At 62.0% G+C, this 17,114-nt stretch carries 14 protein-coding genes and 1 tRNA gene; 8 read left to right on the top strand and 7 right to left on the bottom strand.

Features of this window, described 5'->3' with window-relative positions:
• Positions 1 to 33: 33 nt before the first annotated feature.
• Positions 34 to 651, top strand: coding sequence for an FMN-dependent NADH-azoreductase (locus ACSQ3G_RS06495; RefSeq protein ID WP_105401124.1), 618 nt, complete (start codon positions 34 to 36; stop codon positions 649 to 651).
• On the opposite strand, the gene ACSQ3G_RS06490 is transcribed toward ACSQ3G_RS06495, so the two are convergent.
• The 3 genes from ACSQ3G_RS06490 to ACSQ3G_RS06480 all read right to left on the bottom strand — a co-directional run bounded on the left by ACSQ3G_RS06490 (position 648) and on the right by ACSQ3G_RS06480 (position 5,660).
• Positions 648 to 1,931, bottom strand: a complete 1,284-nt coding sequence (locus tag ACSQ3G_RS06490; RefSeq protein ID WP_436109442.1) for a GGDEF domain-containing protein — start codon at positions 1,929 to 1,931, stop codon at positions 648 to 650. The two genes, ACSQ3G_RS06495 and ACSQ3G_RS06490, sit on opposite strands and share 4 nt — an antisense overlap.
• Positions 1,932 to 2,015: 84 nt before the next feature.
• On the bottom strand, positions 2,016 to 5,204 hold the full coding sequence (amt, locus tag ACSQ3G_RS06485) for an ammonium transporter (RefSeq protein WP_436109441.1): 3,189 nt from the start codon (positions 5,202 to 5,204) through the stop codon (positions 2,016 to 2,018).
• A 132-nt stretch (positions 5,205 to 5,336) separates the two neighbouring features.
• Complete coding sequence (locus ACSQ3G_RS06480; RefSeq protein WP_105401121.1) at positions 5,337 to 5,660, bottom strand: HlyU family transcriptional regulator; 324 nt, start codon at positions 5,658 to 5,660, stop codon at positions 5,337 to 5,339.
• Between the two features lie 104 nt (positions 5,661 to 5,764).
• Here ACSQ3G_RS06480 and ACSQ3G_RS06475 point away from each other — a divergent pair, with 104 nt between their 5' ends.
• Both ACSQ3G_RS06475 and ACSQ3G_RS06470 read left to right on the top strand, forming a co-directional pair.
• On the top strand, positions 5,765 to 6,778 hold the full coding sequence (locus tag ACSQ3G_RS06475; protein WP_436109440.1) for a glycerophosphodiester phosphodiesterase family protein: 1,014 nt from the start codon (positions 5,765 to 5,767) through the stop codon (positions 6,776 to 6,778).
• 94 nt (positions 6,779 to 6,872) lie between these two features.
• Entirely contained in the window at positions 6,873 to 7,850 is a 978-nt protein-coding gene (locus tag ACSQ3G_RS06470) for an alpha/beta hydrolase (protein ID WP_436109439.1), read from the top strand.
• Here the strand turns inward: ACSQ3G_RS06470 and ilvA are convergent.
• Positions 7,843 to 9,057, bottom strand: a complete 1,215-nt coding sequence (gene ilvA / locus ACSQ3G_RS06465) for a threonine ammonia-lyase (protein WP_436111673.1) — start codon at positions 9,055 to 9,057, stop codon at positions 7,843 to 7,845. The genes ACSQ3G_RS06470 and ilvA overlap by 8 nt on opposite strands.
• A gap of 167 nt (positions 9,058 to 9,224) precedes the next feature.
• Here ilvA and ACSQ3G_RS06460 point away from each other — a divergent pair, with 167 nt between their 5' ends.
• Complete coding sequence (locus ACSQ3G_RS06460) at positions 9,225 to 10,679, top strand: TrkH family potassium uptake protein (RefSeq protein WP_436109438.1); 1,455 nt, start codon at positions 9,225 to 9,227, stop codon at positions 10,677 to 10,679.
• Here the strand turns inward: ACSQ3G_RS06460 and ACSQ3G_RS06455 are convergent.
• From ACSQ3G_RS06455 to wrbA, 3 genes are all read right to left on the bottom strand, one after another.
• Positions 10,676 to 11,323 carry a metallophosphoesterase family protein gene (locus ACSQ3G_RS06455; RefSeq protein ID WP_436109437.1) on the bottom strand — a complete coding sequence of 216 codons (648 nt, stop codon included), beginning with the start codon at positions 11,321 to 11,323 and terminating at the stop codon, positions 10,676 to 10,678. The two genes, ACSQ3G_RS06460 and ACSQ3G_RS06455, sit on opposite strands and share 4 nt — an antisense overlap.
• A gap of 67 nt (positions 11,324 to 11,390) precedes the next feature.
• Positions 11,391 to 11,476, bottom strand: a tRNA-Leu gene (locus ACSQ3G_RS06450).
• A 158-nt stretch (positions 11,477 to 11,634) separates the two neighbouring features.
• Positions 11,635 to 12,234 carry an NAD(P)H:quinone oxidoreductase type IV gene (gene wrbA, locus ACSQ3G_RS06445; protein ID WP_046624463.1) on the bottom strand — a complete coding sequence of 200 codons (600 nt, stop codon included), beginning with the start codon at positions 12,232 to 12,234 and terminating at the stop codon, positions 11,635 to 11,637.
• 248 nt (positions 12,235 to 12,482) lie between these two features.
• Here wrbA and ACSQ3G_RS06440 point away from each other — a divergent pair, with 248 nt between their 5' ends.
• The 4 genes from ACSQ3G_RS06440 (at position 12,483) to ACSQ3G_RS06425 (ending at position 17,072) form a co-directional block, all read left to right on the top strand.
• Positions 12,483 to 13,268: a competence/damage-inducible protein A gene (locus ACSQ3G_RS06440; RefSeq protein ID WP_436109436.1), complete on the top strand. Its 786-nt coding sequence runs from the start codon at positions 12,483 to 12,485 to the stop codon at positions 13,266 to 13,268.
• A 124-nt stretch (positions 13,269 to 13,392) separates the two neighbouring features.
• Positions 13,393 to 14,232 (top strand): universal stress protein, encoded by an 840-nt coding sequence (locus ACSQ3G_RS06435; protein ID WP_436109435.1) that lies wholly within the window; start codon positions 13,393 to 13,395, stop codon positions 14,230 to 14,232.
• A gap of 78 nt (positions 14,233 to 14,310) precedes the next feature.
• Positions 14,311 to 14,808 (top strand): xanthine phosphoribosyltransferase, encoded by a 498-nt coding sequence (gpt, locus tag ACSQ3G_RS06430; protein WP_105401425.1) that lies wholly within the window; start codon positions 14,311 to 14,313, stop codon positions 14,806 to 14,808.
• A gap of 416 nt (positions 14,809 to 15,224) precedes the next feature.
• Complete coding sequence (locus ACSQ3G_RS06425; protein WP_436109434.1) at positions 15,225 to 17,072, top strand: methyl-accepting chemotaxis protein; 1,848 nt, start codon at positions 15,225 to 15,227, stop codon at positions 17,070 to 17,072.
• The last annotated feature ends 42 nt before the right edge of the window (positions 17,073 to 17,114 follow it).

Raw genomic sequence — 17,114 nt, 5'->3', positions numbered from 1 at the left:
CGCAGATAAGATCTCCAGATAAGGAAAAGAAGCATGTCCTCGATCCTCCTCGTCACTTCCAGCCCACGCGGCGACGACTCGCTCTCCAGCAAGGTCGCCCATGACCTCGCCAACGAACTGAGCGCCCGCGACAATGGTACGTCGGTCGTCCATCGCGATCTCGGCGCCAACCCGATCCCGCATCTCGACAGCGTCACCACGTCCGCCATCCGCAAGCCTGCGGCCGACCGCACTCCGGCAGAAGCCGCCGCCGCCGACTATTCCGACAAGCTGGTCGCCGAACTGATGGCTGCCGATACCGTGGTCATCGCCACCGGCCTCATCAACTTCAACATCTATTCGACGCTGAAGAGCTGGATCGACAACATTGCCCGCGCCGGCCAGACGTTCCGCTACACGGCTGAAGGCCCGGAAGGCCTCGCCAAGGGCAAGAAGATCTATATCGTGCTCGCCTCCGGCGGCGTCTATTCCGAAGGTCCGGCCACCGGCATGAACCATGCCGTCCCGTACCTGACGACCATCCTCGGCTTCCTGGGCATGACCGATGTGGAAGTCATCTATGTCGAAGGCCTCGCCTTCGGCCCCGAGGCTGCTGAAAAGGCGATCGCCAGCGCCCAGCAGCGCAACCGGCAGCTCGCTCTCGCCGCTTAAGCCGTCCCTGCGCCTGACGGGACGAGCCTGCCAAGACGGCCGTGGACATTGTCCCGGCCGTCATTTTTTGCGCGGTAGAGCCGCTCGTCGGCGCGCCCGAGCAGTGTATCGAGTGCGTGTCCGTCTTCCGGAGCCGTGGCCACGCCGATCGAGACAGTCACGCATTGGCCGTCAGGACGTATGACCGATCGGCAGATCGCAATGCGCAGGCGTTCAGCGATCGTCAGGGCGCCGTCGTGGTCGGTATCGGGCAGGATCAGCACGAACTCCTCGCCGCCGAAGCGGGAAAGATGGTCGCTCGGGCGCGAGCCCGCCTGCAGACATAGCGCAATTTCCTTCAGCACCTCGTCACCCTTCAGATGGCCGAAGAGGTCGTTGACCTGCTTGAAATGATCCGCGTCGACGATGATCAGGCTGAGCCCGTTTCCGCGATCGAGACAGCGGTGAATGAGCTTCGGAACTTCTGCCTCGAGGCGCCCGCGGTCGAAAAGGCCGGTCAGCCCGTCGACACCACTCTTGGCAAGCAGAGCCTGGTAACGCTCGCGAAACGTCAGGTCGTTGAAGATATCGGTGATCTCGCGCGTCGATCTGGCGAGCCGCGGGATCTGCTCGATCTTGAGATAGACGGCAAACAGCAGCGAATAGAGCACCACGGACAGCAGCTTGGCATACCACCCGCCGAAGAAGACCGAAGGCGGCGCGCCGAAGAGGATGTTCAGCGCCGAATAAAAGCCGATCTGGTCGAAGGTCAGGATGGCTGCGCCGCTGATCGCGAAACGCAGCACCACATTGCCGCGCAGCACCCGCCCCAGCCGTTCATAGAGCAGGATGATGCCGATTGCGTCGACATAGAGCAGCGCCGTGCCCCACACCATCAGCCAGCCCATCTCGCTCAGGAACACCATGTCTGCGGCGCGGCCGCCCGGCAGTGCCACGACCTCATGCGCCTGGAGAATCTGGGCGATGCCGACCGTCAGGAGATTGCCGAGAAAAAGCCCGTAGATCGGCTGGCGGACGACTGCCGCATCCTCTTTCAGGTAAAGGAGCAGGATCATCATCAGCTTCCCGGCAAAAAACACTGACGAGCCTGGTGAAACGGTGCCGAACGGAAGTTCGATGTAAAAGACCGCCGCAAGATAGGTCTCCATGAAATGCATGACGCCGAGTGCCGCAAGAAATATGCCAAGGCCGAGATGGCGGCGGAAATGCAGGAAGGCGGTCATCACGGCGAAATAGAACACCGCTTCGAGAAGAAAGAGGGCGAGATTGAACACCTGCATTTCGATCCGCTTTCACCCCCGCAGGCGCTATACCGCTGTAACGGCTATCGTTTTACGTGCTTCAACCCGTGCGGAGTATGGCCATTATGCATGACTATGCAACAACGGCTGATGGGTTTCCCCTTCGAACGTGGGGTAATCCTGGATCTCCGGCAGCTTCTTTGGCACGTTACGGAGCTGAGTGGCGATGGCCGGATCGATTTCGCGCGCGATCTCGCTGACTTTCCGGGGCTTGCCGAGAAGATAACCCTGCAGCTCGTCGCAGCCTGCATGCGCGAGGAACAGCGCCTGCTCGGTCGTCTCGACGCCTTCGGCGACGATCTTCATGCCAAGGCCGGTGCCGAGGTCGATGATCGTGCGGACGATGATCTGCGCATTGTCGACCAGGTTGAGGTTGTTGACGAAGCTGCGGTCGATCTTGATCGTGTCGAACGGATAGCGGCTCAGATAGCTCAGGGACGAATATCCCGTGCCGAAATCGTCGAGCGCGATGTGGAAGCCCATGCGTTTCAGATCGTTGAGGATCTGCACGGCGCGCTTGTCGTCCTCGATCAGCACGCTTTCGGTGATCTCGAGCTCGATCCGGTGCGGATCGGCGCCGGTGCGCTTCAGCAGGTCGGCAAGATCGGCCACGAAATCCGCATGACGAAACTGCAGTGGGCTGACGTTGACGCTGATATGGCCGTCGAGGTCGTCGAGTATTCTGCAGGCCTCGGCGAGCACCCAGGCGCCGAGCCGGATGATCTTGCCGGAGGCTTCGGCGACCGGAATGAAATCGCCCGGGCTGATCATGCCGCGCTTCGGATGGAACCAGCGCAGCAGCGCCTCGTGGCCGATAATGAGGCCGCTTTCGGCCTCGACGCGCGGCTGCAGGTAGAGTTCGAACTCGCCCCGCTGCAGGGCGATTTCCAGATCGACTTCCAGCGCCCGGCGCTTTTCGATCAGTTCGTTCATGCCGGGCCTGAACATTCGGCAGGCGTTCCGGCCGGCATTCTTGGCATGATAGAGCGCAACGTCGGCGCAGCCGATCAGCGGGTCCATGTCGCCCGCATGTTCGGGGCAGAGCGCAACGCCGATGCTGACGCTGATATTGACCTGCTCGCCGTGGCCGATATCGATCGGGTAGGCCATCGCGGCAAGCAGCCGATCGCCGAACGTCTCCAGTTCGTCGGTATCGGACGTATGGGCGATGATGACGGCGAACTCGTCTCCACCGAGCCGGGCGACGATGTTGTCCGGGCCTGCCTCGGCCGCAAGCCGGACGGCGGTTTCGCGGATCACCGCGTCGCCCGCCTGATGGCCATGGATATCGTTGATGTCCTTGAAACGGTCGAGATCGACCATCAGCACGCCGCATCCCTTGCCGTTTCCAGCCGCGTCCACCAGTTCGGTCAGCCGCTCGGAAAACAGTACACGGTTCGGCAGCCCGGTCAGCGGATCGTGGAGGGCGAGGTAGCGCATGCGGCTCTCCGCGAGCTTCCGCTCCGTAAGGTCGACGAGGCAGCCGATACGAGCTTTTTCGCCACGATAAAGGATGTCGCGGCCACGCGCCTCGACCGGGATTTCCTCGCCGTTTGCCAGCCTCACGACGATCTCGTGGCTGTTGTCGTCGTTGAGTTGCATCAGGTCGGCCACGCGGATCGTCTCGCCGTCGTGGAGGATATCGAAAACGGACCGGCCGATGATCTCGATAAGCGGCAGGCCGACCATCTTGCCGAGTTGTTCGTTGCCGTCGACGATGATGCCACCCCGGTGGATCAGGATCGCTTCGAACGTGGCGTTCGCAAGCGCTGCGACGCGCTCGGAATCCTCGTTGTTGTGGCGGAGTTCCATCAGCTCTCCGCGGCTGCGTTCCTCTTCCTCGATGTTGTCCATCAGCCGGTTGAAGAGCCCGGTCAGCTTTTCGGCCTCGTCGCCCTTCACCACGGGGAGGCGTTGGCGCAGGTCGGCATTGCCGCCAAGAAGATCGGCCAGAGCGTCCTCCACATGTCCGACGCCGAGGCGCGTCGCATGTTCGGCAAGGTTCAGCCCGTCCTCTTCCTCCCTGGCCGAAACGCGGATCCGCATCAGCCGGTCCGTCGCCCAGAAAAAGGCGTAGCCGAGACCGAAGGACCAGTAGAAATTGACGCCGACGCCGACCAGCTGCACATGCAGCTGCGCCAGCCTGCCACCAGCCGGAAGGTGATCGACCGGCGCGAGAAGCGCCAGAAGCAGGGTTCCGGTGACGCCGGCAAAGGCATGCACGCCGATCGCGCCGACGGCGTCGTCGATCTTGAGCGTTCTCTCGATGAAGGCATTGCCGAAGATCGCCACCGCGCCGCCGATCGCCCCGACCATCAGGGCGCTTGCCGGATCGAGGATGTGGCAGCCGGCGGTGACCGCAACCAGCCCGCCGAGCATGCCGGAATTCGATTTTTCCGGAAGGATGACGCCGTCCTGGTAGAAGCCGATGACATAACCGACGCAGGTGCCCATGCCGCCGGCCAGTACCGTATTCATGATGATCGGCGCCACCTGGTCGGTAACGCCGAGCGTCGAACCGCCATTGAAGCCGATCCAGCCGATGAAGAGCAGCAGCGCGCCGGTGGTCGAGAGCACAGGGCTATGGCCGGCGATCCTGACCGGCGTGCCGTCGGCATCGAACTTGCCGATGCGCGGGCCGATGACCATACAGGCGGCAAGCGCCACCCAGCCGCCGGTCGAATGAACGACCGTGGAGCCGGCGAAATCGACGAAACCTATCTGGGACAGGAAGGCCGATGCATTCGGGAACAGTGCCGAGCCCCAGGCCCAGTGCACGAAGACAGGATAGATCAGCCCCGACATGAACAGCGAGCCGAACACATAGGCCGCCAGCTTCATGCGCTCGGCGACCGCGCCCGAAACGATCGTCGCGGCGGTGCCGCAGAACATCACCTGGAAGACGAAAAAGGCCGATTGCCAACTGTCGAGATCGCGCAGGAAATAGAACTCGCTCTGTGCTCCAAACAGGAAGCCGTTCGAACGGCTGAAGGCGATCATGAAGCCGACCGCAGCGAACGCGACGACGCCGAAGACGAAATCGAGAAGGTTTTTCTGCGCCACGTTGATCGAATTCTTCGAGCGCACCATGCCGGCTTCGAGCAGAAGGAATCCGACCTGCATCATCATCACCAGTCCGGCGGCGACGAGCACCCATGTCATGTCCAGTCGGGAGGTGCCCGAAGCAAGATCATCCGCGAAGGCAAAACCGGGAATAAGGCCGCCGGAAAGCCCGGAGCCGATAAAAAGCATAAAATATGACCAGCGAGATCGCATTAAAAGTCGACCGCAGAAAAGACATCGGAACAGATGCTTCAAGCTATCGCTAATGCTTTAATTTTGAGTGTGAGTCACAATTTTTGCGATCACAATGCGGAACGCATGTCACGCGGAGCGCGACTTCTCCCCATCCGAAAACAGCGAGGGACCGTTCTGGTCGATGATCTGCTGGGCCTTGCGGACGGTATATTCGACCGCGTCGTCCATGGAGGTGAAGACGTCGGCGCGGACGAAACTGCGCACCAGGGTCTCGCCGTCTACGTCCTTCTCGATACGTCCGGCCAGCCGGAACTGCGAGCCTTCGCGGATCGGCGCCGGATGGATGATGCAGCCGCCATGCTCGACCGGCTTGGCGGAAGCAGCAGGTGCCTCGGCCGATTTGCCGCCGCCGGAGAACATCGAGAAAATATTGGACAGAAACGAAGCCATATCGGCTGCCTAGCATATTCCTGCGCGAGCCGGAAGCAGGATCCCCAAGGAAAAGTCACAATCCAACGTCTCATATCACCCGCACGATTCAGGAGCCTGACCGCATGAAATGGAAGATCACCGCAGCATTCCTCCTCGTCGTCATCGCCGCGCTTTGGATCGGCAATACCTCCCTGTTCTCCCGTTTCCCGGAAGCTCCGCTCAGGATCGTTGCCCATCGCGGGCAGCATCAGCTTTTCGATGCCACCGATATCAAGAGCGACAGCTGCACGGCGAGCCTGATGCTGCCGCCGACGCATGCCTATCTGGAAAACACCGTGGCAGGCATGAAGGCCGCCTTCGATGCCGGCGCCGACGTGGTCGAACTCGACGTGCATCTGACGCCGGACAAGCAGTTCGCCGTTTTCCACGACTGGACGCTCGATTGCCGCACCGAGGCCAAGGGCGTCACGGAAGAGACGCCGATGCCGGTTTTGAAGACACTCGATATCGGCTACGGCTACACCGCCGATGGCGGCCGGACCTTTCCGTTCCGAGGCCAGGGCAAAGGCCTGATGCCGACCTTGCCGGAGGTTTTTGCCGCCCTGCCGGACGGCCGTTTCCTGATCAACTTCAAGAGCCGCCGCACGGAGGAAGGCGAAGCCCTGGCCACACTTCTCAAGACCGACCCTGGCGCGCGGGCAGCGGCGTTCGGCGTTTATGGAGGAAACGAGCCGACCGAAAAAGCGGTGGCGCTTATCCGTGGCCTTCCCGGCTATTCCAACCGCACGGCCAAATCCTGCCTCCTCAACTACCTGGCGCTCGGCTGGAGCGGCCATGTGCCGCAAACCTGCCGAAATACCCTGGTGCCGGTCCCCGCCAATCTTGCCTTCCTGCTCTGGGGCTGGCCGGAGCGTTTCTACAACCGGATGCAGGCGGTCGGGTCGGATGTCGTGCTGATCGGCCCGTTCGAGGCCGGCGACGCCGGGTCCTCCGGCATAGACGACCGGGATGCGTGGGACCTGGTGCCTTCAGGCTTTCCGGGCCTCGTCTGGACCAACGTGATCGAGAAGACACGGGCCGAGGTGGAGCGCCGCGGCTTCTGTGCCCTGCCCTCCCGACCGCAGATCTGCGGTTAGGCCGCCAATCTGCGGCAGACAGACTTCCCGCCGTCACCAAGCCCGCCTATCATCTCCCCTGGTTCGGAGGGAGTGCCGGATGCGGAGGAGATTGTTGTCATGGCGGACTGCCATTTATGTCTGCGCGATCCTGATCGCCGCCTTCGGAGTGATGCTGATGTTCGGCTCGCGCATGCCCGCTGACGGTTTTCCGGCTTTCGACAAAACCCGCCTCGGCGCCGATCTCGACGCGTATCTCAGCGCGAGCGAAAGCCACTTCGCCGATATTCGCCCGGGTGCCGCCAAACGGGTGGTCTGGGCTGATCCAGCGACGAAGGAGAAGACGGCTTTCGCGATCGTCTACCTGCACGGTTTCTCGGCCTCGGCCGAGGAGATACGCCCCCTGCCCGACCGCGTCGCGGCAGCGTTCGGTGCCAATCTCTATTTCACCCGCCTCGCCGGCCACGGCCGCAGCGGCGACGCCATGGGGGAAGCAAGCCTTGAAGACTGGCTGGCGGATTTTTCCGTAAGTCTCGCGATCGGCGAAGCGCTCGGCAATCGCGTCGTCGTCATCGGCACCTCGACCGGCGCCTCGCTCGCGACGCTCGCACTTGCCGACCCGAAGATCGCATCGCGCATCTCGGCGGCCGTGTTCGTGTCGCCGAACTACGGCATCAACAGCTTTGCGGCATTTCTGCTCACAACACCGGTCGCACCGCAGCTCTCACGGCTGTTGCTTGGGGAAAACCGCGGCTTCACGCCCTATAACGACCGCCATGCCGCCCACTGGACGACCCGCTATCCGACAAAAGCCCTGCTCCCCATGGCAGCGCTCGTGAAACTCTCGGTCGAGAGCCCGGTGGAGCGGATCACGACGCCGGCCCTTTTCCTCTATTCCTCGCTCGATCAGGTCATCCGGCCCGACAAGGTGCGCGAGGTCGCCAACCGCTGGGGCGGGCCTCATGCGCTTGTCGATGTCGGCCAGACCGGCGATCCCGGCAATCACGTGATTGCCGGCGACATCGTTTCCCCGGCGACCACCGGACCGCTTGCTGACCGCGTCATCGCCTGGCTGGAAGCGACGCTCAGATGACGAGGTTCGCCAGGATCTCGTTTTCGGTAATGTCCTGATAGCCCATGCCGGCCGCATCGAACCGTTCGAGCAGGCTGGCGAAATTTTCCGGCCTTGCGGTTTCGATACCGATCAGGATCGAGCCGAAATTGCGGGCCGATTTCTTGAGATACTCGAACCGGGCGATATCGTCTTCCGGTCCCAGAAGGTTGAGGAAATCGCGCAGCGCGCCGGGGCGCTGGGCGAGCCGGAGCACGAAATATTTCTTGAGACCGGAGTAACGCATGGCGCGTTCCTTGACGTCTGGCAGGCGCTCGAAATCGAAATTGCCGCCCGAGACGACGCAGACCACCGTCTTGCCCGCGAGCTTTTCGCGCCCCAGCATCTCGAGCGCGGTGATCGACAGGGCGCCGGCCGGCTCCAGCACGACACCCTCGACGTTGAGCATTTCGGTGATCGTCACGCAGATGGCGTTTTCCGGCACCAGCAGAACCTGATCCGGCGAAAAACCCTTCAGGGCTTCGAAATTCAGGTCGCCGATCCGTGCCACCGCGGCACCGTCGACGAAATTGTCGAGCTTGACGAGCGTGATCGGTTCGCCGGCTTCGAGGCTCTTTTTGAGGCTCGGGGCGCCTTCCGGCTCGGTGAACAGAAAATCGTCCGGCGCCACGATATCTTTCAAGTAACCGGTCGTGCCTGAGGAAAGCCCACCACCGCCGACCGGCAGGATGACCAGGTCGGGCTTCACGCCATCCGGCAGCTGTTCGAGCAGTTCGGCCGCGACGGTTGCCTGGCCTTCGATGATGTCGGCGTCGTCGAAGGGCGGCACCATGACGCCGCCGATCTCTTCCACATGGGCGCGGGCCGCCGCATAGCACTGGTCGAAGATGTCGCCGATCAACCGGATGGTGATGAAGGGGCCGCCGAACATGCGGGTCTTGTCGATCTTCTGCTGCGGCGTCGTCACCGGCATGAAGACCACGCCCGGCACTTCGAAATGGCGGCAGACGAAGGCGAAACCCTGCGCGTGATTGCCGGCTGAGGCGCAGACGAATGTCTTGCCCTTCGCGCCTGAGGCAATCGCCTTGCGCAGGAAATTGAAGGCGCCGCGGATCTTGTAGGAGCGGACCGGAGACAGGTCTTCGCGCTTCAGCCAGATTTCGGCCCCATAACGGCGGCTGAGGTGCTCGTTCATCTGCAGCGGCGTTTCGGGGAAGATCTCCCGCATCGCCACTCTGGCTTCGTCCACGCCCGCTTTCGTCACGCCTGCCCTAGTCAAGCCCGCCTTGGTCACATCGGCCATCCATTGAATTTCAAGAATGGTCCCGCTATGCCATAGGCTTACGGCTGAGACAAAGCTTCTTTCAGTTGCCGCGAACTTCGGGACAACCATTTTTGAACGCCAATCTTCTTCGGTCGGTCATCTACATAACGGCGCTCTGCGCGCTCTACCTGTCGCTCGCCATGTTCCTGCCGGCGATGGTGGACCTTTATTACGGGCATCGCGACTGGCAGGTTTTCGCGATGTCCGGCTTCATGGTCGGCGGGCTTGCCGCAGCAGCAGCGCTCGCGACCCATGGGCCCCCGCCGGTCTTCAACAAGCGTCTCGGCTTCCTGCTGGTCAACGTGTTGTGGGCGATGTTTTCGGTGGTCGGCGCGATCCCGCTTTTTCTTGCCGAACACGAGCTCTCGTTTGCACAAGCGCTGTTCGAATCGATCTCCGGCATCACCACGACGGGCTCGACCGTCATCGTAGGGCTGGACAACATGCCGCCCGGCATCCTGCTCTGGCGCTCGCTGCTCTGCTGGCTCGGCGGCATCGGAATCGTCGGCCTCGGCCTGTTCGTCCTGCCGTTCCTGAAAGTCGGCGGTGCCTCGATCTTCAAGCTGGAATCGTCGGAGACCAACGACAAGCCGTTCGCCCGGCTTGCGAGTTTCACCCGGGCCTTCCTGATCGTCTACGTGCTGCTGACGCTTGCCTGCACCGTCGCATATGATCTTGCCGGCATGGACCATTTCGATGCGCTGAACCATGCGATGACAACGATCGCGACCGCCGGTTTCTCGACCCACGACATGTCCTTCGCCTTCTTCGACAGCAACGCAATCCTGGTGATCGGCACGGTGTTCCTGGCGATCTGCAGCCTGCCGTTTTCGGTGCTGATCCTGCTGGCCGTGCGCAGCCGGCTGGATACGCTGCGCGACCCGCAAATCCTTGTTTTCCTCGGTTATCTCTGCGTCATCTCGATCGTCGTTGCGGTCTACCATCACCTGAGGAATGGCGTCGAACTCCACGACGCGCTGATCCATTCGTTCTTCAACATGACCTCGATCCTGTCGACAGGCGGCTTTGCGAGCGACGATTACACGCTCTGGGGACCGTTCGCGGTGCTGGTCGCCTTCTTCGCCACCTTCATGGGCGGCTGCTCCGGCTCGACGGCCGGCGGCATCAAGGCCTATCGTTTCGTGGTGATGGTCAACGTCATCCGCGCCGGGCTGAACAAGCTCATCTATCCGAACGCGATCTATCCCGTACGTTACGGCAGTCTGACGGTGGACGCCGAAACGCAGCGTGCGGTCTTCCTGTTCGTCAGCCTCTACATTTTCCTCTGGGTGGTCGGCAGCGTCGGCATGGCGCTGTTCGGCTACGACGTCCTGACCGCCACGTCCTCGGTCATCACCGCGCTGTCGAATGTCGGTCCCGGCATCGGCCCGATCGTCGGCCCCGTCGGCAACTTTTCCACGATCAGCGATCCGGCGCTCTATCTACTGTCGCTGATGATGCTGCTCGGGCGTCTCGAAATCCTGACCGTGCTAGTCCTGCTGACGCCGGTCTTCTGGCGGCACTAGCCCGGCACGCGCAGGAATTCGACCGGCCCGCCCGGTTCGTCGTCGTCGAAAACCGCGCAGGTCAGCTCGCCGCCGAACACGCAGCCGCTGTCGATATTGGTGCGGTTGCCGACCGTCTGCGGATTGCCGGGAAGCGGCGTGTGGCCGTGGCAGAGATGCCGGCCCCAGAATTCGCCGTCGTCGTCGCTCGCAAACCGCTTCCAGATCAGGTCTCGCTCCCGCTGCCCCTCGAGCGGTAACGTCTCGTCGACGCCGGCATGCACGAAGATCCGGTGCTGGTCGACAAGGATCAAGGGTCGGTGCGCGCACCATGACAGCACCTGCGGCGGCACGTAGCCGTCGAAGGAAACCATCGTCTCGCGGCCGCCATTGTCGATCCAGAGGATTTCGTCGTGCCCGCTGTTCTGGTGGGCGCGGACCATCATGTCCTCATGATTGCCCTTGAGCGCCGTCCACCGCCACCCTTCCTTGCGCGGCCCCGCCATGACGAGGTCGAGCACGCCCCTGCTCTTCGGCCCGCGATCGATATAGTCGCCGATGAAAACCACATGCCCGCATGGCGCATGGCCCTCCACCTGCTCGAGCAGTTCCTTCAACTGCGCAAGACAACCGTGGATATCGCCGATCGCAAAGGTAAAGCCCAAAGCACGCCTCCATCGAAGTGGATATCAAACGGTCTTCATCGCAAACGGTTGCAGGCAAGGTCAGGCTTGGTGCGGACGGCGGGGATCGAACCCGCATGACCAAAGGCCGAGAGATTTTAAGTCTCTTGCGTCTACCAGTTTCGCCACGTCCGCATGGGCGTCCTGTTTCTTGAACTTGCGCGACGCCGTCAAGCACCGAAATTGCGGAAGCGGTTCGCCGGTTGCGAAAAAAGCGAGGCGGTCGGATGGGCGGAATGCAAAAAGGGCGCGGAGATCCCTCGCCGCGCCCTTCAGAAATTATCGCAATTCAATCAACCAGCGAGCTTGGCAGCCAGCTTGGCGACGTGGGCGCCCTGGAATTTGGCGCCTTCGAGTTCGATTTCCGAAGGCTGGCGCGAGCCGTCGCCGTTGGTGATCGTGCTGGCGCCGTAGGGCGAGCCGCCCTTGACTTCTTCGGTGCCCATCTGGCCGGCAAAGGCATAAGGCAGGCCGGCGACGGCCATTCCCTGGTGCAGGAAGGTGGGGATGAAGCCGAGGATGGTGGATTCCTGGCCACCGTGCTGGGTGGCCGACGAGGTGAACATCGAGCCGAGCTTGCCGACCAGCTTGCCCTGTGCCCAGAGGCCGCCGGTCTGATCCCAGAAATTGCGCATCTGCGAGGCGACCGTGCCGAAGCGGGTGCCGGCGCCGACGATGATCGCGTCGTATTCGGTCAGTTCCTCGACGGTCGCGACCGGAGCCTGCTGATCCATCTTGTAATAGGAGGCCTTGGCGACCTCGTCCGGAACCAGTTCCGGAACGCGCTTGACCGTCACGTCGGCGCCTGCCGACTTTGCGCCTTCCGCAACCGCATAGGCCATCTTTTCGATGTGGCCGTAAGCGGAATAATAAAGCACGAGAACCTTCGCCATGATCTTCTCCATTCAATGTCTGGTGTGTGAACAAGGCCGTCTGCGGCCAGAACCAGGCCCACATGTAACGGCTTCACGGATCGGCGACAGCCCTTGCGAGGTCTACGCACTGTTCAACATCTGGAGACGATATTTCGCTTGCGGATCATAAATTCGCAACAGACGCGGTTTCTGCGTTCCTCACGACAAAATCGCTTCTGCGTTGAAAAAATTGGGCTTAGGAGTGTGGCACTTACGGAGGGATATCCATGTCTGACGCGCCGCAACCATCCTCGATCGTCACCGCCGCCATGCTCGCGATCGGCGATGAACTTCTGTCCGGCCGGACCAAGGACAAGAATATCGGCCATCTCGCCGATCTGCTGACGCTTTCAGGCATCGACCTCAAGGAAGTGAGGATCGTCGCCGACGAGGAGGATGCGATCGTCGAGGCGCTGAATGCGCTGCGCGGCCGTTACGACTACGTGTTTACCTCCGGCGGCATCGGCCCGACCCATGACGACATCACGGCCGACGCGATCTCGAAGGCCTTCGGCGTGCCCTGCATCCACGATCCGGAGGCGATGAAGCTGCTTGCCGACATGTACAAGCGCCGCGAGATGGAATTCACCGAAGCCCGCCAGCGCATGGCCCGCATGCCCGAGGGCTCCAGGCATATCGCAAACCCGGTCTCGACCGCCCCGGGCTTCATCATCGGCAATGTCTATGTGATGGCCGGCGTGCCGCAGGTTTTCCAGGCGATGGTCGACAACGTGCTGCCGATGCTGCGCTCGGGCGCCAAAATGCTGTCGCGGGCGCTGCCCTGCCCCTATGGCGAAGGTGATATCGGCACGCTTCTGTCGGCCGTCCAGAAAGCGCATCCGGAGACCAGCATCGGCTCCTATCCGAAATATGACGGGCAGCGGTTCTCGACCGAAATCGTCGTGCGCGCCCGCGACCCGCAGGTTCTGGATGCAGCCGCGCAAGCCGTGGCGGAGATGATCGCCGGCATCGACCGGGCCAAGATCGCCACCAATCCGACTGCCGACGCCTGACCCGCGGCACTCTGCCTCTCCTGCTGTCGGCGGACGCTCCTTGACCGGGATCAAAGTGCGACACACGTATTTATGAGATGCTGGTTCCCAATCCCGCAGAACCAGTTGATGAGGAGATGCAGTCATGGCCTACAAGACCATTCTAGCGGTTCTCGACACACCTCAAAACGCAAGGCCGATCACCGATTACGGGATCGCGCTCGCCGAACGCTTTTCCGCCCACCTGATCGGCGTCCACGCAGAAACACTGGCCGCCGTGCCGCTGATCGCGCCGATGGAAATTCCGGATCCCTCCGCCGTGCAGATCCTGCAGGACGCGGCGCAGAAGGAAACCGCCGAGGTCGAGCGGATCTTCAAGCAACAGTCGTCCCGCGAAGGACTTTCCACCGAGTGGCGCAGTTGCATGTCGTCGGCGGGCTATGGCTCCCATTCGGTCATGGACACCGCCCGCTCGGTCGATCTGATCGTTGCGAGCCAGAGCGATCCGGCGCATGCCGATCACCGCGCTGATCTAGAGACTTTCCTCTTCGACAGCGGCAGGCCGATGCTGCTTGTCCCCTACACGATGAAGGTGCCGCAGCCGATCAAGCGGGTGATGATCGCCTGGAATGGATCGCGGGAGGCTGCGCGTGCGACCTTCGATTCGATGCCGTTCCTCAAAGCTGCCGATAGCGTCGAAGTGTTCTGCGTCGATCCGAGCGACCGCGGCGGTCAGACGCCGGAAATGGCCGGCGCCGAGATCGCGACCACCCTTGCCCGGCATGGGATCAACGTGACGCTGTCGACGCAGGGAAAGAGCGGCGTTTCTGCGGCAGCGGCGATCGAGAACCATCTGTCGGAAGGCAGCGTCGACCTTCTGGTGATGGGCGGCTACGGCCATTCGCGCTGGTGGGAAATGCTGTTCGGCGGCGTGACGCGCAGCCTGCTCGATTCGATGACGGCGCTGACTTTGCTTTCCCGCTGACAAATCCTTGCGTCTACGGGCGAATTGCCGCTATTAGCGAGAGCCAGCAACATGCTTTCGCTAATGGTGGCCAGCCTCATGTCTCTTCCCGAAAAAGCCTTCCCCGTTTCCTGGGATCAATTCCATCGTGACGCCCGGGCGCTTGCCTGGCGTCTCGCAGGCCTCAAGCGGGATTTCCGCGCGATCGTCTGTATCACTCGCGGCGGCCTGGTGCCGGCGGCGATCATTTCGCGCGAACTCAATATCCGCCTCATCGAGACGGTCTGCATCGCCTCCTACCACGACTACGTCAACCAGGGCGAAATGAACCTGCTCAAAGGAATAACGCCCGAACTGACGGTCGACGAAGGCGCCGGCGTTCTGGTCATCGATGACCTGACAGACACCGGCAAGACGGCATCGGAGGTGCGCGCCATGCTGCCGAAGGCGCATTTCGCCTGCGTCTATGCCAAACCCTCCGGCGTGCCGACCATCGACACTTTCGTCACGGAAGTCAGTCAGGACACCTGGATCTATTTCCCCTGGGACATGGGCTTCACCTATCAGGAGCCGATCGCCAAGGCTGACCGCAGCTAAGATCTATAACAGCAAGGTCTCGGGCGGGGCGCGACGACGTGGAGTCATCTCCGGCGAGCGCTTCGTGTGGCCAGCCGCAAAATCCGGGCTCACCCCGAAGGCCTGTGGTGAAAACCGTTCAATTTGGCGTCGTGAAGTCTCGAGGAGAACTCCTCGCGGCTTGAATTTGGCATTCATCAAGGAACTCGCGTCGAGATCTCGCCCCAGGCGGGTATATTTCTCCGCTTTCCCCATGAGGGCGTCCTAATTTTATTTTTTCTTCATATAAAGGAGGAACACTGTCGTCCGTAGGCTTTGCCTGACAATGGCGACACGGGCATGATGCCTGCCGTGTAAAACTCTCAGCGTACGATGTCCGAGTTCAATCCGCCAGACTGGGGTCCCCCCGGTTGCGTCTGCATGACATCGAGGCCCGCATGCGTGATTTTTTGAATAGGATGCCGCTGACCACGAAACTGGCGGCGCTTATTGTCGCGGTCAACATTTGTGGCGTTTCCGCCCTGGCGACCTATACCTGGATATCGGAAACGCGCTTGCTGATCAGCACGGCGACGGCACATTGGTCGCGCGGCGCCGAACAGTTCGCGTCGGTTGCGGCCGGCGGCGTGAAATGGGGCAAGGTCAACGCGGTGCGGGAGGCCTATGCCCTGCAGCGCGACAACCCTAACCTCGACCTCGTCCAGTTCGCCGCGTTCAATGCCGAGCTTGCGCCGGTCGACATCTGGGCACGCGACGGCGTGGCGGGCGTCCTGTCTTCCGCCGAACTGGCTCAGGCGATCGGTCAGAAACCCGACAGCACGGTTGTCGATACGACGCTGGCTTCCAGAGGCCTGGTCGGGATCGTCGTTCCCCTGCCCCCGGACAAATCCGGCAAGGTCACGGGCTATCTCTTCACTGCCTGGTCGGTGGCGAAAATCCTCGCCAAGGCGCAGCAGGAAGTGCTGAATACCCTGCTTATCCAATTGCTCGTCATCACCGTCGCGGTCACAGCCTTCCTCTTCGCAATGCGCCGGCTTGTCGGACGCCCCGTCAGGAACCTCAGTGCACGCATCATCGCCTTGCAAACCGGCGACCTCACCTCCCCGGTCGAATACCAGCGCAATGGCGACGAGATCGGCGTTCTCTCGCGCGCACTGGAAGTGTTCCGCGGCGAGGCTATCGCGAAGGTCGAAGAAGAGCGTATCGCCGCGGAGCAGCGCCAGTCGCTTGACGAGGAACGCGCCCGTAATACGCGGATCACCGAGGAAACCAGCAACACCCAACGGGCCGTCATGGCAGAGCTCGGACACGCGCTGGAAAAGCTTGCCGGAGGCGATTTTTCGATTCATCTCAATGGCCTCGGGCCGGATTTTGAAAAACTGCAGCAGGACTTCAACAACATGGTCGAGGCGGTTGCCGCCGCGCTGACGGAGATCAAGGAAGCGTCCCACCAGGTGGAGGATCGCTCCAGCGAGCTTGCCGGCGCCGCCGACCAGCTGGCTCAGCGCACGGAACGACAGGCCGCCGCTCTCCAGGAGACCGCCGCCTCCCTTGGCCAGGTCACGACAACGGTCAGAACCTCTTCGCAGAAGGCCGAGAGCGCCGGGCACCTCGTCGAGGAGACGAAGAAGGGCGCCCATTCCTCGGCAACCGTCGTCCGCAACGCGATCGGGGCGATGGACCGGATCCAGGCCTCGTCCAGCCAGATCGGCCACATCATCGGCGTTATCGACGAGATCGCCTTCCAGACCAATCTCCTGGCGCTGAATGCCGGCGTCGAGGCAGCCCGCGCGGGCGAGGCCGGCAAGGGTTTTGCAGTCGTTGCTCAGGAAGTGCGCGAGCTGGCCCAGAGATCGGCCAATGCGGCCAAGGAAATCAAGGTTCTGATCACCAGTTCCAATCAGGAGGTCGCTGCCGGCGTCGGGCTTGTCAACGACACGGGCGACGCCCTTCTCCAGATCGGCGACCAGATCAACCGCATCAGCGACAGCATCGTTTCGATCGTCCTGTCCTATCGGGAACAGGCCACGGGCCTGCAGGAGATCAACGCCGCGATCAATCAGATGGATCATGCCACGCAGCAGAATGCCGCGATGGTGGAGGAAACCAATGCAGCCTGCCAGGAACTGCTCTCGCAAGGCCGTCTGCTGCTGAGTTCGGCCAGCAGCTTCACTGTCGGAAACACAGCCGGAAATGGTGCCCAGGCCCATTCCGAATCGGGGAGGCATCAATCTCTCTCCGACAAAAAAACCGGCTTTGCCGCTCCGTTCAGACAAGCGTCCTGAAGACGCCTCTGAAGCGGCATGACCTCATAAACGTCAGCAACC

The organism is Neorhizobium tomejilense, assembly GCF_964254135.1.
Taxonomy (GTDB): Bacteria; Pseudomonadota; Alphaproteobacteria; order Rhizobiales; family Rhizobiaceae; genus Neorhizobium; species Neorhizobium tomejilense.
Note: the sequence above shows the minus strand (reverse complement) of the source record. Positions and strands in the feature narration are given on the sequence as shown.